We start from the raw sequence: 17,084 nt of genomic DNA, 5'->3' as shown, positions 1-17,084 counted from the left end.
ATCTTCATCTTCACGTTTTCGAGGACTCAACAGTCCTTTTTTCATTAGGGGTGATACACCTTGGCCAAGATTCTCGTGGTTACTTCCGGCAAGGGTGGTGTAGGCAAGACCACCACCAGCGCAGCCATCGGCACCGGCCTGGCACTGCGCGGCCACAAAACCGTTATCGTCGACTTCGACGTCGGCCTGCGTAACCTGGACCTGATCATGGGCTGCGAGCGCCGCGTGGTGTATGACTTCGTCAACGTGGTGAACAACGAAGCGACCCTCAAGCAGGCGCTGATCAAAGACAAGCGCCTGGAAAACCTCTACGTGCTCGCCGCCAGCCAAACCCGTGACAAAGACGCCCTGACCCAGGAGGGCGTCGAGAAGGTGCTCACCGAGCTCAAGGAAGACTTCGAATACGTTATCTGCGACTCTCCGGCCGGGATCGAGAAGGGCGCAAGCCTGGCGATGTATTTCGCCGACGAAGCCATCGTGGTGACCAACCCGGAAGTGTCCTCGGTACGTGACTCGGACCGCATGCTCGGCCTATTGGCGAGCAAGTCGCGCCGCGCCGAGAAAGGCGAGGACCCGATCAAGGAACACCTGCTGCTGACCCGCTACAACCCTGAGCGTGTAAGCAAGGGCGAGATGCTGGGCGTGGAAGACGTGGAAGAGATCCTCGCCATCCGCCTGCTGGGCGTGATCCCGGAATCCCAGGCGGTGCTCAAGGCGTCCAACCAGGGCGTTCCAGTGATCCTCGACGAGCAAAGCGACGCTGGCCAGGCCTACAGCGACGCGGTCGATCGCCTGCTGGGCAAAACGGTCGAGCATCGTTTCCTCGACGTGAAGAAGAAGAGCCTTCTCCAGCGCATTTTCGGAGGTCGTGAATGAATATTTTCGACTTCTTTCGTGACCGCAAGAAGGCCAGCACCGCCTCGGTCGCGAAGGAGCGTCTGCAAATCATCGTGGCGCACGAGCGCGGCCAGCGGACCACCCCAGACTACCTCCCTGCGTTGCAGAAAGAGCTGGTCGAAGTCATCCGCAAGTACGTCAGCATCGACAACGACGACGTACATGTCGCCCTGGAAAACCAGGGCAGCTGTTCGATCCTGGAATTGAATATCACCCTGCCCGACCGCTAAGCGAAGCAGGCTCCTCCATGCGGCGACCTACTGGTCGCCGCATGCGTTTGCCCGAGACCCCCGCGATGCCCCTTTCCTCTATCCGCATCCTGCACCAAGACCCGACCTTCCTGGTGATCGACAAACCGACCCTGCTGCTGTCCGTGCCTGGGCGCGCTGACGATAACAAGGATTGCCTGATCACCCGCCTGCAGGAGAACGGCTATCCCGAGGCGTTGATCGTTCACCGGCTGGACTGGGAAACTTCAGGGATCATCCTGCTGGCGCGGGATGCGGACAGCCATCGGGAGCTGTCGCGGCAATTTCATGACCGCGAAACGGAAAAAGCCTATACCGCGCTGTGCTGGGGCCAACCTGCCTTGGACAGCGGCAGTATCGACCTCCCCTTGCGCTACGACCCGCCCACCAAGCCTCGCCACGTGGTCGACCACGAACTGGGCAAGCATGCGCTGACCTTCTGGCGTGTGCTGGAGCGCCATGAGCAATGGTGCCGTGTGGAACTGACCCCGGTCACCGGCCGCTCGCACCAGCTGCGCGTGCACATGCTGAGCATCGGCCACCCGCTGCTCGGCGACCGCCTCTACGCGCATGAAGCAGCCTTGGCGGCCTCCCCGCGGCTGTGCTTGCACGCCAGCATGCTCGCCTTCAGCCACCCGGCCACGGGTGAGCGCTTGCGTTTCGAGTGCCCGGCGCCGTTCTAGCGTTCCAGTGTCCGGTTTTACATAGGTCGTTGTGGGCTGGCGCCAGCCTGCGAACCCGAACGCCGATCGTTCCCGGGCTTCGCCCGGTCCCACAGGGCTCCTACATTGTGGGAGCTGGCGGCAGCCTGCGAACCCAAACGCCAGACCGTTCCCGGGCTTCGCCCGGTCCCACAGGGTCTCGGCATTGTGAGAGCTGGCGCCAGCCTGCGAACCCAGACGCCGACCATTCCTGGGCTTCGCCCGGTCCCACAGGGTCTCGGCATTGTGAGAGCTGGCGCCAGCCTGCGAACCCAGACGCCGACCATTCCTGGGCTTCGCCCGGTCCCACAGGGTCCCTACATTGTGGGAGCTGGCGCCAGCCTGCGATCCCGGACGCCGACCGTTCCCGGGCTTCGCCCGGTCCCACAAGACCCCTACGTTGTGGGCTGGCGGCAGCCTGCGAGCCCAAACGCCAGACCGTTCCCGGGCTTCGCCCGGTCCCAAAGGATCCCCACATTGTGGGAGCTGGCGCTAGCCTGCGAACCCAGACGCCAGACCGTTCCCGGGCTTCGCCCGGTCCCACAGGGTCTCGGCATTGTGAGAGCCGGCGCCAGCCTGCGAACCCAGACACAGACCGTTCCCGGGCTTCGCCCGGTCCTACAGGGTCTCTACATTGTGGGAGCTGGCGCCAGCCTGCGAACCCAGACGCCAGACCGTTCCCGGGCTTCGCCCGGTCCCACAGGGACCCACATTGTGGGAGCTGGCGGCAGCCTGCGAACCCAGACGCCAGACCGTTCCCGGGCTTCGCCCGGCCCCACAAGGCCCCTACATTGTGGAGCTGGCGCCAGCCTGCGAACCCAAACGCCGATCGTTCCCGGGCTTCGCCCGGTCCTACAGGGCCCCTACATTGTGGGAGCTGGGGCCAGCCTGCGAACCCGAACGCCCGACCGTTCCCGGGCTTCGCCCGGTCCCACAGGGGCTCTACATTGTGGGAGCTGGCGCCAGCCTGCGAACCCAGACGCCGCTCTTCATGGGCGGCCCCGCCACGCAACAATTTTCGTCGTTTCCCGCATGTGCGCTAGACTCGCGGCATTGCTGCCTGGAGTACCCCGATGCGTGACACCCTCAACCTGGGCCTGATTGATTTCCTCAAGGCCTCGCCAACACCCTTCCATGCCACCGCCAGCCTGGTTCAGCGCCTCGAAGCCGCGGGTTATCAACGCCTGGACGAACGCGAGCGCTGGAGCACCACCCCCGGTGGCCGCTATTACCTGACCCGTAACGACTCCTCGCTGATCGCTATCCGGCTGGGTAAGGAATCCCCGGTCACCCAGGGCCTGCGCCTGGTTGGCGCGCATACCGACAGCCCCTGCCTGCGGGTCAAGCCGCAGCCCGAGCTGCAACGCCAGGGCTTTCTGCAACTGGGCGTGGAAGTGTACGGCGGGGCCTTGTTGGCGCCGTGGTTCGACCGCGACCTGTCGATCGCTGGCCGCGTGACCTTTCGCCAGGATGGCCGCGTGGCCAGCCAACTGGTGGATTTCCAGGTGCCGATCGCGATCATTCCGAACCTGGCGATTCACCTTAACCGCGCCGCGAATGAAGGCTGGGCGATCAACGCCCAGAACGAACTGCCGCCGATTCTTGCCCAGGTGGACGGCAGCGAGCGCTTTGACTTCCGCGCCCTGCTCACCGAACAGTTGGCCAAGGAGCACGGCGTGAATGCCGACGTGGTGCTCGATTACGAGCTGAGTTTCTACGACACCCAGCCTGCCGCGGTGATTGGCCTTAATGGCGACTTCATCGCCGGCGCCCGCCTGGACAACCTGTTGTCCTGCTTTGCCGGGCTGCAAGCGCTGCTGCGCGCCGAAGGGGATGAAACCTGCGTGCTGGTATGCACCGACCACGAAGAAGTGGGCTCGAGCTCGGCCTGCGGTGCCGATGGCCCGCTGCTGGAACAGACCCTGCAACGGCTGCTGCCCGAGGGCGACGACTACGTGCGGGCGATCCAGCGTTCGCTGCTGATTTCGGCCGACAACGCTCACGGCGTGCACCCCAACTATGCGGACAAGCACGATGGCAACCATGGCCCCAAGCTCAACGCCGGGCCAGTGATCAAGGTCAACAGCAACCAGCGCTACGCAACCAACAGCGAAACCGGCGGGTTCTTCCGCCACCTGTGCCTGGCCGAGGAAGTGCCGGTGCAGAGCTTCGTGGTGCGCAGCGACATGGGCTGCGGCTCCACCATCGGGCCCATCACTGCCAGCCGCCTGGGGGTGCGCACGGTAGACATCGGCGTACCGACCTTCGCCATGCACTCCATTCGTGAGCTTGCCGGCAGCCACGACCTCGCCCACTTGGTCAAGGTGCTGGGCGCCTTCTACGCCGCCCGAGCCTTGCCGTGATCGCGCGGGTATCAGGGCCGGCCCGGCATTGGGCGCTGGCCCTGTGCTGGCTATTGTGCTGCGCGTTGGCCTTTTCCGCGCCGGCCCAGGCAAGCGGGTTGCCCAGCCTGCTGGGCAACCCGGCGAAGAGCGAGGCGCCGGCCGAGAACCTGAACCAGTCGCTGGATCACGTGATCGGCACGCTGGAGAACGACGAGCAGCGCGCACGGCTGCTCACCGAGCTCAAACAACTGCGCGACGCCAGCCGCAAGGCCAACCCCACTCAGGGAGAAGGGGTGGTGGGGCTGCTCGGCGGGACGGTGCGCACCTTGGAGCGGCAGTTCGCCGGTGAGAACAGCCCACTAAGCCAGTGGGTCGATGAGCTGGCGCTAGCGCGGGACGAGCTGCTCGACCGGTCGAGCAACTTCGCCGACCAGAGCTCGGTATTGATGATCTTCGTGCTCACCATCCTGGCCTGGGCACTGCTGGCCTATGCGCTGATCTGGCTGAGCCAGCGCATGCGCGAGCGTTTCGGCCTCCCCGAAGAACTGCCGCAACATCCACGCACCTGGGACCTGCTGCGCTTCGCCTTGCGCAAGCTGGGCCCCTGGTTGGTGGCCCTGGCGCTGACCCTGGGCATCGGTTACGCAGTGCCCTCCTCGCTTGGCAAGGACCTTGCCCTGGTGGTGGCCTATGCCCTGGTAGTGGGCACCTGCTTCGCCGCCATCTGCGTGATTGCGTTTTCGCTACTCGACGGCCCGCACCGCCACCGTGCGCTGTACATCCTGCGCCGACGCGCTTTCCGGCCAATGTGGCTGATCGGCAGCTTTGCCGCGTTCGGCGAAGCGCTCAGTGATCCGCGCCTGGTGGCGGGCCTCGGGGTGCACCTGGCCCATAGTGCAGCGGCCCTGGCCAACGTGCTGGCAGCGCTGTTCAGCGGGTTGTTCATCCTGCGCTTCCGCCGGCCGGTGGCGCACTTGATCTGCAACCAGCCCTTGGCGCGGCGCCTGCATCGGCGGGCGATGACTGACACCCTGGAAGTGCTGGGGACCTATTGGTACCTGCCAGCGCTGGTGCTGGTGGGGGTGTCGCTGGTGGCAACCTTTATTTCCGCCGGCGACACCAGCACCGCGTTGCGCCAGTCCCTGCTGTGCACCGTGCTGCTGGTGGTATGCATGGTGATCAATGGCCTGGTCAGCCGGCATGCGCAGAAGCCGAGCAAACGGGCCCGGCGCCAAGAGGCCTACGCCGAACGGCTGAAAAGCTTTGCCTACACCTTGGCGCACATCGCGGTCTGGGGGGTGTTCCTGGAATTGGGCCTACGGGTGTGGGGGCTGTCCTTCATTCGCTTTACCGAGGGCAGCGGCCATGACTTCAGCCTGCGGCTGTTCGGCCTCACTGGCACGCTGATGCTGGCCTGGCTGGTATGGATTCTCGCCGACACCGCGATCCACCACGGCCTGGCCCGCTCGCGCAAAGGTATCGCCAACGCGCGCGCGCAAACCATGATGCCGCTGATCCGCAACGTGCTGTTCGTGACCATTTTCGTGATCGCCGGCATCGTCGCCTTGGCGAACATGGGCGTGAACGTCACGCCGCTGCTGGCCGGTGCGGGTGTGATCGGTCTAGCCATCGGCTTTGGCGCGCAGTCCTTGGTAGCGGACCTGATCACCGGCCTGTTCATCATCGTCGAGGATTCCCTGGCCATCGACGACTACGTGGACGTAGGCGGCCACCTGGGCACGGTCGAGGGCCTGACCATCCGCACCGTACGCCTGCGTGACATCGACGGTATCGTACATACCATTCCTTTCAGCGAGATCAAAAGCATCAAGAACTATTCGCGGGAATTCGGCTACGCCATTTTCCGCGTGGCGATCCCCCATGCGGTGGGGATCGACGACGCCATCAAGCTGATCCGCGAGGTCGGCCAGAAGATGCACAGCGACCCGTTGCTGCGCCGGGAGATCTGGTCGCCCCTGGAGTTCCAGGGGGTAGAAAGCTTCGAATCCGGCTCCGCCGTGTTGCGCGCGCGCTTCAAGACCGCACCGCTCAAGCAATGGGAAATTTCCCGTGCCTTCAACTTGCTGCTCAAACGCACCCTCGACGAAGCCGGGCTAGACCTGGCCACGCCGCGGCTGAGCGTGCAGGTGGTGCATGGCGGGCCGGCGGCGAAAACGCTGTAAGGCCCATGCGAACCCTGGCGTATGGAACAAGCGAGCAGCCCAGCACCTACGGGCTGACCGTGGTCACCACCCGGATCGCATCGTGGCGCCAGTACTCCAGGTCGCAGTCGATCAAGCGGCCACGGCTGTCATGGTTGATCCGGGTGATCCGCAATCCGGGGCTGCCGGCCGAGACCTTCAGGGCGCCAGCAGCCTCCAGCGGCAAGGCGGTGGGCAGCATTTCGAAGCGCACCTGGCCATAAGCGATGCCATAGGCGTGGGCGTATAGCTCGGTCAAGGGCTGGCTCAGGTCATGTTCCAGCACCCCGGGGAAATAGGCCGGGTTGAGGTAGTGCTCCACATAAAGCACCAAGCGGCCGTCGATCCGCCGTCGCCGGCAGATGCGGATAACCTGAGACAGCGGCGCCAAGCCCAGGCGATCGCACACCACTGCTGGCGCCGGAATCGCCTGCGCGCTCAGCAGCTCGGTGTGTGGCAGCCGCCCTTGGGCCCGCACCATGGCGTGAAAGTGGCTGCGCTCGTTGAGTTCGTAGGTCAGCCGTGGCGGCGACACGAACCAGCCGCGCCTGTCCTCGCGGTATACCAGCCCTCGGGCTTCGAGCTGCACCAGCGCGTCGCGCAGGGTAATCCGTGTAGTGTCGAACAGCTCACTCAACTGGCGTTCCGCGGGCAGTTTGGCCCCCGCCAGTAACAGGCCGTGCTCCATCTGCTCTTCCAGGGCGGCGCATATTGCAGTGACCGCTCGCGGTGCATGATCCCGCATCAAAACATCCTTTTGGTCTAGACCAGTGCGCCCGGTGGCGCCTTCAAAGCTCAGCTTCGGTGTTCGCAGCGTAGGCCATGGCGATGAACAGTGGATGACAGGCCGTTCTTCGACAGGCCGAAAACTTCCCTGCAAGCCCTGCGCCCATTGCCCTGCACAGCGCCATGGATGGACTACGCTAAGGCGAGCGAAACGGCCCTCTCGTGCCGATAGACATCAAAGTGTCACGCACAGAGCCTAGATTGGCCTGCGTATTGCTGATCTAGACCAGCATCGCGAACTTCCTCGACCCCGATGACGAACTTCGTCAGGAGCTACAGATGAAAAAACAGCCCGCGCTGAAAACACTGTTCCTCGCCTCACTGTTGGGCTCGGCCCTGGCCTTGGGCAACCAGGCCATGGCCGCCGGCGACCTGCAGGCCCTGGAAGCCGCGGCTAAACAAGAAGGCCAGGTCAATAGCGTGGGCATGCCCGATGCCTGGGCAAACTGGAAAGGCACCTGGGAAGACCTGGCCAGCAAATACGGCCTCAAGCACATGGACACAGACATGAGCTCGGCGCAGGAAGTCGCCAAGTTCGCGGCCGAGAAAGACAACGCCAGCGCCGACATCGGCGACGTAGGCGCAGCCTTCGGCCCCATCGCCACGACCCAGGGCGTGACGCAGCCGTACAAGCCAAGCACCTGGGAGCAAATACCCGACTGGGCGAAGGATAAGGACGGCCACTGGATGCTCGCCTACACCGGCACCATTGCTTTCATCATCAACAAGCAGCTGGTGAAGGACGGCGATGCGCCGAAGAGCTGGCATGACCTGGAGAAAGGTAAATACAAGGTCGCTATCGGTGACGTCAGTACCGCCGCCCAAGCCGCCAACGGCGTATTGGCCGCTGCTATCGCCTACAAGGGGGATGAATCCAACCTGGCTCCAGGCTTGGCACTGTTCACCAAGCTCGCCCAGCAGAAGCGTTTGTCATTGGCCAACCCGACTATCCAGACGCTGGAAAAGGGCGAGATCGAAGTCGGCGTGGTGTGGGATTTCAACGGCTTGAGCTACCGCGACCAGATCGACCCCAAGCGCTTTGATGTGTTGATCCCGTCCGACGGCACGGTGATTTCCGGCTACACCACCATCATCAACAAATACGCCAAGCATCCCAACGCCGCCAAGCTCGCCCGCGAGTACATCTTGAGCGACGCCGGGCAGATCAACCTCGCCAGTGGCTACGCCCGGCCGATCCGCGCCGAATACGTAAAGCTGCCAGCAGAGGTCGCGGCCAAGCTGCTGCCCGCCGAGCAGTATAAAAATGCGAAGCCGATTACCCAGCACGACGCCTGGGAGACCAGTTCCAAGGCGCTGCCACAACAGTGGAACGAGCAAGTGATCATCGAGATGCAGCAATAACCCAGTGATACCTGCCGCGCCCAACCGGCGCGGCAGGCTTGACCGCACGAGGCGTGCTTATGCGACACAAGGTGATTCTGGTAATACTCGATGGCCTTGCGTACTCGGTCGCCGAGCACGCCCTGGGCCATCTGCAGGCCTATGTGCAAGCCGGGCGAGGTGCGCTGTACCGGCTCACCTGTGAATTGCCCGCGCTGTCACGGCCGCTTTACGAGTGCATACTCACGGGCGTAGCGCCCATTGACAGCGGCATCGTGCACAACGGTGTGAACCGCCTTTCGAACCAGCGCAGCATCTTCCACTATGCCCGCGCCGCTGGCCTGGGCACCGCCGCCGCGGCCTACCACTGGGTCAGCGAGCTGTATAACCGAAGCCCTTTCGTGGCCGCCCGCGACCGCCACACGGACGCATCTGATCTGCCGATCCAACGTGGGCACTTTTACTACGCCGACCACTACCCCGACTCTCATCTGTTCGCCGATGCCGAGAGCCTGAGGCTGCGTCACGCGCCGGACTTTCTTCTGGTGCATTCGATGAACATCGACGACGCCGGCCATCGTCATGGGCTGGATAGCTCGCAATACCGTAACGCTGCACGCAGCGCGGACGTGCTGCTGGCCGACTACCTGCAAGGCTGGCTAGACGCCGGTTATCAGGTGCTGGTGACCGCCGACCACGGCATGAATACCGACCGCTCCCACAACGGCCTGCTCGCCGAGGAGCGGGAGGTGCCGCTGTTCGTGCTGGGCAGCGCCTTTAACCTGGCGCCGACCGCGCAACCGCGGCAGGCCCAGATATGCGGGCTAATCTGCGATCTGCTCGGGGCTGCTCACGACAAACCTGCCTGCCCGGAGTTGCTGATATGAGTGCAACCTCTCGCGGCAAAGGTGTGGCGCTGCTATGCCTGCTGCCCTTTGCGGTGTTTTTTATCTTGTTCCAGCTCGCACCCTTGACCTGGGTCGCCCTTGGTAGCCTGCAAAGCGCCGACGGCTGGGGCCTGGCCAACTTCACCAAGGCGTTCAGCTCGCGTTTCTATCGCCAGGCGATGCAGTTCAGCCTGGAGATCAGCCTGTGGTCGAGCCTGCTGGGCTTGCTGATCGCGGTGCTGGGAAGTTACTCGCTGCGGCAGGTCGACTCACGCCTGCGCAACTTCGTGACGGCCTTCGCCAACATGACCAGCAACTTCGCCGGGGTGCCGCTGGCCTTCGCCTTTATCATCCTGCTCGGCTTCAACGGGGCGATCACCCTGCTGCTCAAGCAGAGCGGCCTGATCAGTGACTTCAACCTGTATTCCAAGACCGGGCTGATCGTGGTGTACACCTACTTCCAGATCCCGCTCGGGGTACTGCTGCTCTACCCCGCCTTCGACGCCTTGCGCGACGACTGGCGCGATGCCGCTGCCCTGCTCGGGGCCGGCCCCTGGCAGTACTGGCGCCTGATAGCCTTGCCGGTGCTGCTGCCCGCGCTGCTGGGGACCTTCGTGATCCTGCTCGCCAATGCCCTCGGCGCCTACGCCACGGTGTACGCACTGACCACCGGTAACTTCAATGTGTTGCCGATCCGCATCGCCGCCATGGTCGCGGGCGACATTACCTTGGACCCCAACCTCGCCAGCGCGCTGGCGATCATTCTGGTCGCGATGATGGCGCTGGTGACCCTGGTGCATCAATGGATCTTGCGCAGGAGCTACCATGTCAACCGCTGACCCTGGCCCCGCCCGCCTCTACCACCGGCTCGTGGTGTGGCTGTTGTTCCTCATTCTGCTGCTGCCCCTGGCCGGTACCCTCTTGTATTCCCTGGCCACCGAGTGGTCGGCCACGTTGCTGCCCAGCGGCCTGACCTTCAAGTGGTACCTGGCGCTATGGACGGACCCGCGTTTTCTCGTCGCTTTCGGCCATTCCTTGCTGGTGTGCGTGGGCGCCCTGCTGCTGGCCGTGGTGCTCATCCTGCCGCTGCTGTTCGTGGTGCACTACTACTTCCCCCGGCTGGACGGGCTGATGAACATCCTCATCCTGCTGCCCTTCGCCGTACCGCCAGTGGTGTCGTCGGTAGGGCTCCTGCAGCTGTATGGTTCTGGCCCGCTGGCCATGGTGGGCACCCCGTGGATCGTGATTGGCTGTTACTTCACGGTGGCGCTGCCGTTCATGTACCGGGCCATCACCAACAATTTGCAGGCGATCCACCTGCATGACCTGATGGACGCCGCTCAGCTGCTGGGGGCCAGCACCTGGCAGGCGGCCTGGCTGGTGGTGCTGCCCAACCTGCGCAAAGGGCTGATGGTCGCGCTGCTGTTGTCCTTCTCGTTCCTGTTCGGGGAGTTCGTGTTCGCTAACCTGCTGGTCGGCACTCAGTACGAAACCCTGCAGGTTTACCTCAACAACATGCGCAACAGCAGCGGCCACTTTAACAGCGCCCTGGTGATCTCCTACTTCCTTTTCGTGCTGGTGATGACCTGGATCGCTACACGCCTGAACAAGGACACCTACTGACATGAGCTTCGTCACCGTGCGCAAGCTGCACAAAAGCTTCGGCCCAACCCCGGTGTTCGCCGACATCGACTTCGAGATCGCCCGGGGCGAGTTCGTCACGCTGCTGGGGCCTTCCGGCTGTGGCAAATCCACCTTGCTGCGCTGCATCGCCGGGCTGACCGGCGTGGATGGCGGCGAGATCCTGCTCGATGGGCAGAACCTGATCCCGCTGTCGCCGCAAAAGCGCGATATCGGCATGGTGTTCCAGAGCTACGCGCTGTTTCCCAACATGACCGTGGAGCGCAACGTCGCCTTCGGCCTGCGCATGCAGAAGGTCAGCGCCGCCGACAGCCGCGAGCGAGTGCGCGAGGCATTGCATATGGTGGAGTTGGACACCTTCGCGGACCGCTACCCGCATCAGCTGTCCGGAGGCCAATGCCAACGGGTGGCGTTGGCCCGCTCGCTGGTCACGCGGCCACGCCTGCTGCTGCTCGACGAACCGCTTTCCGCACTGGACGCGCGTATTCGCAAGCACCTGCGTGAACAGATCCGTGGCATTCAGCAGGCGCTGGGGCTGACCACCATTTTCGTTACCCATGACCAGGAAGAAGCCCTGACCATGAGCGATCGGATCTTCCTGATGAACAAAGGGCAGATCGTGCAGAGCGGCGATGCCCAGAACCTCTACACCGCCCCGGTGAGCGCCTTTGCGGCGGGCTTTATCGGCAACTACAACGTGCTCGACGCCAGCAGCGCCAGCCGGCTGCTGCAACGGCCCCTGAGCACGGCCCAGGCGATCCGCCCGGAGGCCATCGAGCTCCAGCCAGACGCCGAGGGCGACGGCGAGGTTCTCGGGCACAGCCTGCTGGGCAACGTGATCCGCTACCGCGTGCGCGCCCAAGGCGTGGATGTGCTGGTAGACGTGCTCAACCGCTCCGCCATCGACCTGTACCCCACCGGCACCCGGGTGCGTCTGCATATCGCCCCCACCGCCGTGTGTGAAGTGGCCTGAGCCTGAAGAGGAACCGCAAATGCCTTTGGCAATCTTTGACCTGGACGAAACCCTGATCGACGGCGACTGCGCTTCGCTGTGGAGCGAGCAAATGGCCCGCCTGGGTTGGGTGGACGCGGACAGCTTCGTGCGCCGCGACCACGAACTGATGGCCGCCTACAGCCGAGGCGAGCTGGCCATGGAAGACTATATGGCGTTCACCCTCGAGCCCCTGCTGGGGCGCACCGAAGAGGAAGTCGACCACTTGGTTGGCCCCTGGGTGGAAGAGGTGATCGAGCCACTGATCTTCAGCGACGCCACCCGCTGCATCGCCGCCCACCGCGCCGCCGGGGACCGCCTGTTGGTGATCTCGGCCTCGGGCGTGCACCTGGTCAAGCCCATTGCCGAGCGCATCGGCATCGACGAAGTGCTCGCCATCGACCTGGAAGCCGCCCACGGCGCGTATACCGGCAACACCCGAGGCACCCTCACCTACCGCGAAGGCAAGGTCACTCGTTTGCTGGAGTGGCTACAGGCCGAGGGTGAAACCCTGGAAGGCGCGGCGTTCTACTCAGACTCGCGCAACGATCTGCCACTGCTGCAGCAGGTCAGCCGGCCAGTGGCGGTCAACCCGGACCCCGTCCTGCGCGCCCATGCCGAGCAGGCGGGTTGGGAAGTGTTGCACTGGAGGTAGGCGCTGGCGCCGGCCTGCGAACCTCTGGCGCTTACGGCCGCGGCCGGGAGGGGCGTTAAACCTGATGATTGCGCTTATAGGTGTCTTCGCCCATGGCGCGAATCTGGCCTTCGATCAACGCCTCGAACGGCGCCAGCAACGCTTGGAAAGACGCAGGCGCTTCGAGGATTTCCAGCGCTTGCACGATCGCCTCGATGGTCGACAGCGCGCCTTCGGCGGGCGCCTTGCGCAGGCGGTAACGCGATGGCTGAGGTGCCGGCAGGCTGACCCGGGGCAGCGCCGCCAGCTCAGGGTTCAGATGCAACAGCTTGCGCGCCTTGCGCCAGGTGCCGTCGAGCACAAGTAACTGCAAGGGCTCCTCGCTGGGCGCCAGCGGCGTGGCGCCCTCGCCGGGAAACAGCACGCAGGTGCGTGCAGCGCCGGCTTGCCAGAGTGACGGGGCAACTTGCTCGGCAACCATCAGCTCGCTGTTAGCCAGCCCCAGCGCCGCCAGACGCGCCGTGTTCAGCGCATGCGCGGTTTCGCTGGGATGCTGCAGTATCAACACCCGGGTCTGGCTGGGCAGTTGCGGGATCAGCGCACAAAGGCAATGGCCTTCGGGCCGCTGGCAGCGGGCACAATGGGGGCGGGGCATGGCAGTCTCAGTGATCAGTGGCGGAAACGTTCAGCCAGGCTGTGCAGGTACTCGGCCATCCCTTCGAGCTCATGGCTGATCTGTGCGCCCTGCCGCGCCTGGCCGGCGCTATGGTCGCACAGCTGCGCGATGCGAGTGATCTGCCGGTTGATGTCTTCCACCACGTGAGTCTGCTCTTCCGAGGCGGTCGCCATCTGCTCGCTCATGCTGGTGATGCGCGCCACGGCCTCGGAGATCCCGCTGAGCGCCCCTTTGACCGCCTCGACGCTGCTCATGCTGCTGTGAGAGATCTGCGTGCCCTTGCCGGCAGTCTGCACCGCACGTTCAGCGCCGGCCTGCAGCGAGGAAATGATCTGGTGGATCTGCTCGGTGGAGGCGCGGGTGCGCATGGCCAGCGAGCGCACCTCGTCGGCGACCACCGCGAACCCCCGGCCCTGCTCGCCAGCCCGCGCCGCTTCGATCGCTGCGTTAAGCGCTAGCAGGTTGGTTTGTTCCGCGATGGAGGTGATGACATCCGCCACGCTGCCGATCGACTGGGTCTGCTCGGCCAGGGCATTCACAGCCTGGCCGATTTCGACCACGGCGCCGCCCATCTCTTCCATCGCCAGCAGGCTTTGCCGGGCCAGCTCGCTACCCTCGCCCGCCAGGCGGTTGGCATCCGCCGCGGCACTGGCGGTCAACTGCACGTTGTGGGTGACTTCCTGGATGGTTGCGGCCATCTGCGCCACCGCGGTGGCCGACTGGTCGGTTTCGCTGCGCTGGCGCTCCAGCGAGCCAGCCTGGCCCTCGGACAGCGCCGAAGACTCGCTCGCCCGGGCCTTCACCTGCAGCCCGGCGTCCACCAGGCGCGTCAAAGCGGTTTGCAGGCGGGCCTCCTCGCTGACCATGGCCAGGTCTAGCTGGGCTTGCCGCCCACTGTTGCTGCTGTAGGTCAACGCCACCAGGGGGCTGGTGAAGGCCTTCGGATGGGCCGCCAGTGTGGTGCGGATCGCCTGCTGCTGACGTGCCTCGTTCAAACCAAAGGCAGCACCGATGGCCAGCAAGGTAGCTATCAGGGCAATGCCAGGCGTCAACCAGGCCCAGCCGGCGAACGCAACCAGCCCGGCCGCCAGGAATGGCCAGGCCCGCGCCAGCCCGTGGGCCATTCGCGCCGGCGCGGCCACCGCGGTCTTGCCGGCCCGTAGCCGGGCATACAACGCCTGCGCGCGGCCGATTTGCTCGCGGCTGGGCACAAAGCGCACAGACTCGAACCCTGCGATACGGCCGTTTTCGTAAATCGCTGTCACGTAGGCGCTGACCCAGTAGAAATCTCCATTCTTGGCGCGGTTCTTCACCACGCCCATCCACGGCTTGCCTTGTTTGAGGGTTTCCCACATATGGGCAAACACCGAAGCAGGCATGTCGGGATGGCGGACCAGATTGTGGGGCTGGCCAATGAGTTCTTCGCGGGTGAAGCCGCTGATGGCCACGAACGCATCATTGCAGTAGGTGATGCGGCTATCCAGGTCGGTAGTGGAAATCAGCCGTTGCTCGGCGGGGAAGGTACGTTCGCGATCGGTAACGGGAAGGTTGGAGCGCATTAGCGGCATTCCTGGGCGGGCATAAACGAGCCTCTAGCGCCGTTAAGGCTAGCAGAGGGTGACTCTGTGGAAATCGGATCCACCGCCCCCCTATTTCGGCCCTTGCTCCAAGATCTTTAACCCAGGCTCAGCGGGCCAGCAGCTGGCTCTTGAGCAGGTCCCGGAACGTCTGGATCAAGGGTTCGCGGGTGCGGCCGCGGCGTAGGATCAGCGAGAACGGCGCCTGGTAGCCAAAGGTCGCCGGCGACAGCACTCTCAGGTCGCCTTTGTCTGCCCAAGGTTGAGCGTAATGTTCAGGCAGGTAGCCGATATAGGCGCCGGACAATACCAGGATCAGCTGCGCCTCCATGCTCTCAACGGTCGCGGCGCTGTGCTTGAAGCCGTGGCGGGCCAGTTCGGCCTGGCTCCAGTAGCCACGGCCTACCATGCGCTGCTGGGTGATCACTTGTTCCGGAATGCGCCGTTCCGCGTACAGCGGGTGGCGGTTGCTGCAATACAACCAGTGTTGCTCGCGGTAAAGCGGTTGGTACACCAGCCCGCTCATGCGCGTGGAGAACGCGCCGATGGCGATGTCCAGGCGGTTGTCCTGCACGCCCAGTTGCAGCTCGTAGGGGCTTTGCACCGCCAGGTGGATATGCACCGCTGGGTGCTCCTGGCTGTAGGCGCCGATGGCTTCGGCAAAGGGTAACTGGCAATCGCCCACGGTGGAGTCGATCACCCCGAGGTTCAAGGTGCCGCGCAGCTCGCCCTTAAGGGCAGCGGCGTAGCGCTCGAAGCCTTCTATTTCCGCCAGCAAGCGCAATGCCTCCTGGTAGAAGAGCTCGCCCTTGCTGGTCAGGCTGAAGCCGCCTCGCCCGCGATGACACAACACGATGCCCAGTGCCGCCTCCAGCTGGCTCATGTAGGTGCTGATTGCCGAGGTGGATAAGTTAAGCGCCTGCTGCGCGTTGGCGAAGCCCTGGTGGTGAACCACGCTGGTGAAGATCCGAAGCAGCTTGAGGTCTGGAAAGGTATTGGCCATGGCAGGCTCGCGAACGGGCGTAAAGGTGAAGAACGAAGCGGCAGCATGCCATTAGTTCAGAAATACCTGAACTAAGTTTTTCCGCGGGGCGATTCTTCCCTAGCCGGGGGTTACGCAGACTCCAGCCCACACGCTTTGGCAGATTGAGGCACACCGTGGACAAAATTCTCCACCAACCCCTGGGCGGCAACGAAATGCCGCGTTTCGGCGGGATCGCCACCATGATGCGCCTGCCCCACCTGGCCTCGCCGGCTGGGCTGGATGCCGCCTTCGTGGGCGTACCGTTGGACATCGGCACCTCGCTGCGCTCCGGCACCCGGTTCGGCCCGCGAGAGATCCGTGCGGAGTCGGTGATGATCCGCCCTTACAACATGGCGACCGGCGCCGCACCGTTCGACTCACTGAGCGTCGCGGACATCGGCGATGTGGCGATCAATACCTTCAACCTGCTCGATGCCGTGCGGATCATCGAGCAAGCCTACGACGGCATCCTCGAGCACAACGTGAAGCCGCTGACCCTGGGCGGCGACCACACCATCACGCTGCCGATCCTGCGGGCGCTGCACAAGAAGTACGGCAAGGTCGGCCTGGTGCACGTGGATGCCCACGCCGACGTCAACGACCATATGTTCGGCGAGAAGATCGCCCACGGCACCACCTTCCGCCGCGCTGTGGAAGAAGGCCTGCTGGACTGCGACCGCGTGGTGCAGATCGGCCTGCGCGCCCAGGGCTATACCGCGGACGACTTCAACTGGAGCCGGCGCCAGGGCTTTCGGGTGGTCCAGGCCGAGGAATGCTGGCACCGCTCGCTGACGCCGCTGATGGAAGAAGTACGGGCGAAGGTCGGCGGTGGCCCGGTGTACCTGAGTTTCGACATCGACGGCATCGACCCGGCCTGGGCGCCCGGCACCGGCACGCCGGAAGTCGGCGGCCTGACCACTATCCAGGCATTGGAAATCATCCGTGGCTGCCAAGGCCTGGACTTGATCGGCGGCGACCTGGTGGAGGTTTCTCCACCCTACGACACCACCGGCAATACCTCGCTGCTGGGGGCGAACCTGCTGTACGAGATGCTCTGCGTGCTGCCAGGGGTGGCCCACCGCTGACTCCCGGCACCAAGCTCAAGCTGCACACCGACCGGGGTGCTTCGGCGCCC

The 17,084-nt window shown here is 64.3% G+C and carries 16 protein-coding genes; 12 read left to right on the top strand and 4 right to left on the bottom strand.

Features of this window, described 5'->3' with window-relative positions; genetic code table 11:
• Window positions 1–60: 60 nt before the first annotated feature.
• The 5 genes from minD to OGL93_RS02800 all read left to right on the top strand — a co-directional run bounded on the left by minD (window position 61) and on the right by OGL93_RS02800 (window position 6,374).
• Window positions 61–876 carry a septum site-determining protein MinD gene (minD, locus tag OGL93_RS02820; protein ID WP_263260849.1) on the top strand — a complete coding sequence of 272 codons (816 nt, stop codon included), beginning with the start codon at window positions 61–63 and terminating at the stop codon, window positions 874–876.
• On the top strand, window positions 873–1,127 hold the full coding sequence (gene minE, locus OGL93_RS02815) for a cell division topological specificity factor MinE (RefSeq protein WP_263260848.1): 255 nt from the start codon (window positions 873–875) through the stop codon (window positions 1,125–1,127). The genes minD and minE overlap by 4 nt, the downstream gene beginning before the upstream one ends.
• A 65-nt stretch (window positions 1,128–1,192) precedes the next feature.
• Complete coding sequence (locus OGL93_RS02810) at window positions 1,193–1,828, top strand: RluA family pseudouridine synthase (protein ID WP_263260847.1); 636 nt, start codon at window positions 1,193–1,195, stop codon at window positions 1,826–1,828.
• Between the two features lie 1,091 nt (window positions 1,829–2,919).
• The gene (locus OGL93_RS02805) at window positions 2,920–4,209 is read left to right on the top strand and encodes a M18 family aminopeptidase (protein WP_263260846.1); all 1,290 of its coding nucleotides are present in this window, start codon (window positions 2,920–2,922) and stop codon (window positions 4,207–4,209) included.
• Between the two features lie 35 nt (window positions 4,210–4,244).
• A complete protein-coding gene (locus OGL93_RS02800) occupies window positions 4,245–6,374 on the top strand; it encodes a mechanosensitive ion channel family protein (RefSeq protein WP_263261100.1) in 2,130 nt (709 codons plus the stop codon).
• 46 nt (window positions 6,375–6,420) lie between these two features.
• On the opposite strand, the gene OGL93_RS02795 is transcribed toward OGL93_RS02800, so the two are convergent.
• Entirely contained in the window at window positions 6,421–7,137 is a 717-nt protein-coding gene (locus OGL93_RS02795) for a UTRA domain-containing protein (RefSeq protein WP_263260845.1), read from the bottom strand.
• Between the two features lie 338 nt (window positions 7,138–7,475).
• On the opposite strand from OGL93_RS02795, the gene OGL93_RS02790 reads away from it, so the two are divergent.
• From OGL93_RS02790 to OGL93_RS02765, 6 genes are read left to right on the top strand one after another with little or no spacing between them, the layout of a single operon-like run.
• Window positions 7,476–8,540: an ABC transporter substrate-binding protein gene (locus tag OGL93_RS02790; protein ID WP_263261099.1), complete on the top strand. Its 1,065-nt coding sequence runs from the start codon at window positions 7,476–7,478 to the stop codon at window positions 8,538–8,540.
• A gap of 59 nt (window positions 8,541–8,599) precedes the next feature.
• On the top strand, window positions 8,600–9,406 hold the full coding sequence (locus OGL93_RS02785; RefSeq protein ID WP_263260844.1) for an alkaline phosphatase family protein: 807 nt from the start codon (window positions 8,600–8,602) through the stop codon (window positions 9,404–9,406).
• Entirely contained in the window at window positions 9,403–10,245 is an 843-nt protein-coding gene (locus tag OGL93_RS02780) for an ABC transporter permease subunit (RefSeq protein ID WP_263260843.1), read from the top strand. The genes OGL93_RS02785 and OGL93_RS02780 overlap by 4 nt, the downstream gene beginning before the upstream one ends.
• Complete coding sequence (locus OGL93_RS02775) at window positions 10,232–11,029, top strand: ABC transporter permease (protein WP_263260842.1); 798 nt, start codon at window positions 10,232–10,234, stop codon at window positions 11,027–11,029. The genes OGL93_RS02780 and OGL93_RS02775 overlap by 14 nt, the downstream gene beginning before the upstream one ends.
• Window position 11,030: 1 nt before the next feature.
• Entirely contained in the window at window positions 11,031–12,020 is a 990-nt protein-coding gene (locus OGL93_RS02770) for an ABC transporter ATP-binding protein (protein WP_263260841.1), read from the top strand.
• Window positions 12,021–12,039: 19 nt separating this feature from the next.
• Entirely contained in the window at window positions 12,040–12,693 is a 654-nt protein-coding gene (locus OGL93_RS02765; protein WP_263260840.1) for an HAD family hydrolase, read from the top strand.
• Window positions 12,694–12,748: 55 nt separating this feature from the next.
• Here the strand turns inward: OGL93_RS02765 and OGL93_RS02760 are convergent, their stop codons facing one another.
• The 3 genes from OGL93_RS02760 to OGL93_RS02750 form a co-directional block, all read right to left on the bottom strand.
• On the bottom strand, window positions 12,749–13,327 hold the full coding sequence (locus OGL93_RS02760; RefSeq protein WP_263260839.1) for a DTW domain-containing protein: 579 nt from the start codon (window positions 13,325–13,327) through the stop codon (window positions 12,749–12,751).
• A 14-nt stretch (window positions 13,328–13,341) separates the two neighbouring features.
• Complete coding sequence (locus OGL93_RS02755; RefSeq protein ID WP_263260838.1) at window positions 13,342–14,907, bottom strand: PAS domain-containing methyl-accepting chemotaxis protein; 1,566 nt, start codon at window positions 14,905–14,907, stop codon at window positions 13,342–13,344.
• 127 nt (window positions 14,908–15,034) lie between these two features.
• Entirely contained in the window at window positions 15,035–15,928 is an 894-nt protein-coding gene (locus tag OGL93_RS02750) for a LysR family transcriptional regulator (protein ID WP_263260837.1), read from the bottom strand.
• 155 nt (window positions 15,929–16,083) lie between these two features.
• On the opposite strand from OGL93_RS02750, the gene speB reads away from it, so the two are divergent.
• Entirely contained in the window at window positions 16,084–17,034 is a 951-nt protein-coding gene (gene speB, locus OGL93_RS02745) for an agmatinase (protein ID WP_263260836.1), read from the top strand.
• The last annotated feature ends 50 nt before the right edge of the window (window positions 17,035–17,084 follow it).

This window comes from Pseudomonas sp. RIT-PI-S (genome assembly GCF_025642975.1).
Classification (GTDB): Bacteria; Pseudomonadota; Gammaproteobacteria; order Pseudomonadales; family Pseudomonadaceae; genus Aquipseudomonas.
This window is presented reverse-complemented; position numbering and strand designations above follow the sequence as displayed.

Excerpts from the sequence above, each read along its gene's own strand:
- minE (WP_263260848.1), top strand. The coding sequence starts at position 873 with ATGAATATTTTCGACTTCTTTCGTGACCGCAAGAAGGCCAGCACCGCC.
- OGL93_RS02810 (WP_263260847.1), top strand. The coding sequence starts at position 1,193 with ATGCCCCTTTCCTCTATCCGCATCCTGCACCAAGACCCGACCTTCCTG.
- OGL93_RS02805 (WP_263260846.1), top strand. The coding sequence starts at position 2,920 with ATGCGTGACACCCTCAACCTGGGCCTGATTGATTTCCTCAAGGCCTCG.
- OGL93_RS02795 (WP_263260845.1), bottom strand. The coding sequence starts at position 7,137 with ATGCGGGATCATGCACCGCGAGCGGTCACTGCAATATGCGCCGCCCTG.
- OGL93_RS02785 (WP_263260844.1), top strand. The coding sequence starts at position 8,600 with ATGCGACACAAGGTGATTCTGGTAATACTCGATGGCCTTGCGTACTCG.
- OGL93_RS02780 (WP_263260843.1), top strand. The coding sequence starts at position 9,403 with ATGAGTGCAACCTCTCGCGGCAAAGGTGTGGCGCTGCTATGCCTGCTG.
- OGL93_RS02775 (WP_263260842.1), top strand. The coding sequence starts at position 10,232 with ATGTCAACCGCTGACCCTGGCCCCGCCCGCCTCTACCACCGGCTCGTG.
- OGL93_RS02770 (WP_263260841.1), top strand. The coding sequence starts at position 11,031 with ATGAGCTTCGTCACCGTGCGCAAGCTGCACAAAAGCTTCGGCCCAACC.
- OGL93_RS02765 (WP_263260840.1), top strand. The coding sequence starts at position 12,040 with ATGCCTTTGGCAATCTTTGACCTGGACGAAACCCTGATCGACGGCGAC.
- OGL93_RS02760 (WP_263260839.1), bottom strand. The coding sequence starts at position 13,327 with ATGCCCCGCCCCCATTGTGCCCGCTGCCAGCGGCCCGAAGGCCATTGC.
- OGL93_RS02755 (WP_263260838.1), bottom strand. The coding sequence starts at position 14,907 with ATGCGCTCCAACCTTCCCGTTACCGATCGCGAACGTACCTTCCCCGCC.
- OGL93_RS02750 (WP_263260837.1), bottom strand. The coding sequence starts at position 15,928 with ATGGCCAATACCTTTCCAGACCTCAAGCTGCTTCGGATCTTCACCAGC.